The following is a 2834-nucleotide window of genomic DNA, read 5'->3' as shown; positions in this document are numbered from 1 at the left end:
GGCGCCAGAACTCATACCGCAGCGGCACCGCCGTCCAGACCGGGTACCAGAAGGCCGAGAGCAGCACGCACAGCGCGAGGAACACCACGACCCACGCCTGACCGCTCGCGCGTGTCATCGACCCCGGCCCACGGGCGATGTCGCGCAGCGCGAACGCCAGGGCCAGCACGAGGAAGGGCACCATCGCCACCGTGTAGAACTGGAAGATCGTGCGCTCGGGGTACAGCAGCCACGGCACGTAGGTCGCCGCGAGGCCCGTGAGCACGAGCGCGTAGCGTCCGTCGCGGACGAGCACGAAGCGCACGAGCAGGTACACCGATGCGGCGATGCCGGCCCACCACAGCAGCGGGTTGTCGATGCTCGAGATCGCCTCGGTGCAGCCGCCGGGGAGCTGGCATCCGTTCTGCCCGACCGTGTCCTGGTGCCAGTACATCGAGGTGGGCCGAACGAGAAGCGGCCACTGCCACGCGGGGCTGGCGTAGCTGTGCGGCGTGGCGAGCCCGACGTGGAAGGCGTACATCGCCTCGTGGTAGGCCCAGAGGTTCTGCAGCGGCAGCGGCACCCAGGCCCAGAATCCCTCGGCCGGCATGGTGTCGAGCGCGTGCCGGCTGTAGCCGCCGTCGGTGAACAGCCACCCCGACCAGCTCGTCAGGTAGACCACCGCGGCGACCGGGACGAGCAGGACGAACGACACGAGGCCCTGGCGGACGGCATCCATGGGCCACTGCGTGACGCCCGCGCGGCGGCGGGCCAGGGCGTCCGAGACGACGACGTACACGCCGATCGCGGCGATGACGTAGAGCCCCGACCACTTCACGGCGGTCGCCGCGCCGGCGGCGGCCCCGGCCGCGACGAGCCACGGCCGGTTCCAGAACATCGGGCCCCACGTCGCCCCCGCCGCCTCGCGCGAGGCCCAGCGGTCGAGCGACCGGCGTCGGTCCAGCGCCACGAACCACAGGGCGAGCACGATGAAGAACGTCAGGAAGACATCGAGCAGCGCCACGCGGCTCAGCACGATCCCGAGTCCGTCGATGGCCATGAGCCCGGATGCCACGGAGGCGAAGACGATCGATCCGGTCAGCGTCCGCGCGAAGAGGTACACCGCGAGGACCGTGGCCGTGCCGAACACGACCGCGGCGATCCGCCAGCCGGTCGCGGTGTCCGCGCCGAAGAGGGCCATGCCCGCTCCGATGAACACGCGGCCGAGCGGGGGATGCACCACGTAGCTGCCGACGCCGGTGAAGAAACCGGTGTCGCCGGCGGCGAACCGTGCGTCCGCGCCCTCGGGCCACGTCGACGGGAAGCCGAGCACCCACTGGCTCCACGAGTCCTTGACGTAGTACGTCTCGTCGAAGATCAGCTGGTGCGGGTCGCCGAGGTTGACCACGCGCACGACGAAGGCGAACACCGTGATCAGCGCGGGAGCCAGCCAGCGCCACATCCGCAGGCCGCCGGGACTCTCCCGCAGTGCTTCGCGCCAGCGGTCCAGGCGCGTCGCCGGCTCCGCGGTCGTAGCGGGCGGCAGGACGGCACTCACGCCCCCAGCATAAGGTGAGGCGGTGATCATCCTCGCGGCGACCCCCATCGGCAACCTGGGTGATGCGTCTCGCCGCCTGGTCGAGGCCCTCGAGAACGCGACCGTCATCGCCGCCGAGGACACCCGCACGACGCAGCGCCTGCTGGCGGGTCTCGGCGTGAGCAATCGGCCGCGTCTGCTGGCCCTGCACGACCACAACGAGAAGGAACGCGCCGCCGAGCTGGTCGAGCTGGCCCGCGAGGACGACCTGCTCGTCCTGAGCGACGCCGGCATGCCCACCGTGAGCGACCCCGGCTACGGTCTGGTCGCCGCGGCCGCCGCCGCGGGCGTCACCGTCACGGTCCTTCCGGGGCCGAGCGCCGTGGTCACGGCCCTCGCGGTCTCGGGGCTGCCGACCGACCGTTTCGCTTTCGAGGGGTTCCCTCGCCGCAAGCCCGGCGACCGCCGCAAGGCCTTCGCGCAGCTGGCGTCGGAGGAGCGGACCCTCGTCTTCTTCGAGTCGCCCTCGCGGCTGGCATCCACCCTCGACGACATGGCGACCGCCTTCGGCGCCGATCGCCCTGCGGCCGTCTGCCGCGAGCTGACCAAGCTCTACGAAGAGGTGAAGCGCGGCACTCTGGCCGAGCTCGCCGCCTGGGCCGCCGAGGGCGTCCGGGGCGAGATCGCGATCGTCGTCGGCGGCGCGTCGGCGCGCGAGGTGGCGTTCCCGGATGCCGTGACCCAGGTGCTCGAACTGGTGCGCAGCGGGACGCGGCTCAAGGAGGCCGCGGCCGAGGTCGCGTCGCTCACGGGGCATTCCTCGCGCGAGCTGTACCAGGCGGCGCTCGCGGTCAAGGGCTGACGCGTCACACCGGCCGGAGGGCGGAGCCGTCCCCCGTAGAATCCTGGGGTGACTTCCGGCCGATCTTTCTACATCACCACGCCGATCTACTACCCGAGCGACGTGCCCCACATCGGCCACGGCTACACGACCGTGGCGGTCGACGCCCTCGCGCGCTGGCACCGTCAGGCCGGTGACGACACCTGGATGCTGACGGGCACCGACGAGCACGGCCAGAAGATGATGCGCGCCGCCGCCGCCAACGGCCACACGCCGCAGGAGTGGGTCGACAAGCTCGTGGGCGAGTCGTGGTTCCCGCTGCTGAAGACGCTCGACGTCGCCAACGACGACTTCATCCGCACGAGCCAGCCGCGTCACGAGGAGCGCGTGGCCAAGTTCGTGCAGGCGCTGTACGACCGGGGCTACATCTACGCGGGCGAGTTCGAGGCGCTGTACTGCGTCGGGTGCGAGGAGTTC

At 71.4% G+C, this 2834-nt stretch carries 3 protein-coding genes; 2 read left to right on the top strand and 1 reads right to left on the bottom strand.

Translation table 11 applies throughout. The features are described 5' to 3' along the window. A partial coding sequence (locus tag LQV45_RS24060) for a dolichyl-phosphate-mannose--protein mannosyltransferase (RefSeq protein ID WP_230009143.1) occupies positions 1-1537 on the bottom strand: 1537 nt, incomplete at its 3' end. Positions 1538-1559: 22 nt separating this feature from the next. On the opposite strand from LQV45_RS24060, the gene rsmI reads away from it, so the two are divergent. Together rsmI and LQV45_RS24050 are read left to right on the top strand one after the other, a co-directional pair. Then, positions 1560-2378, top strand: a complete 819-nt coding sequence (gene rsmI, locus LQV45_RS24055; RefSeq protein ID WP_230009142.1) for a 16S rRNA (cytidine(1402)-2'-O)-methyltransferase — start codon at positions 1560-1562, stop codon at positions 2376-2378. 48 nt (positions 2379-2426) lie between these two features. Next, the coding region (locus tag LQV45_RS24050) for a class I tRNA ligase family protein (RefSeq protein ID WP_230009141.1) at positions 2427-2834 on the top strand (408 nt) is incomplete at its 3' end.

This window comes from Microbacterium sp. Bi128, from assembly GCF_918698205.1.
The sequence above is the reverse complement of the archived record's forward strand: the minus strand, read 5'-3'. Positions and strand labels throughout refer to the sequence as shown.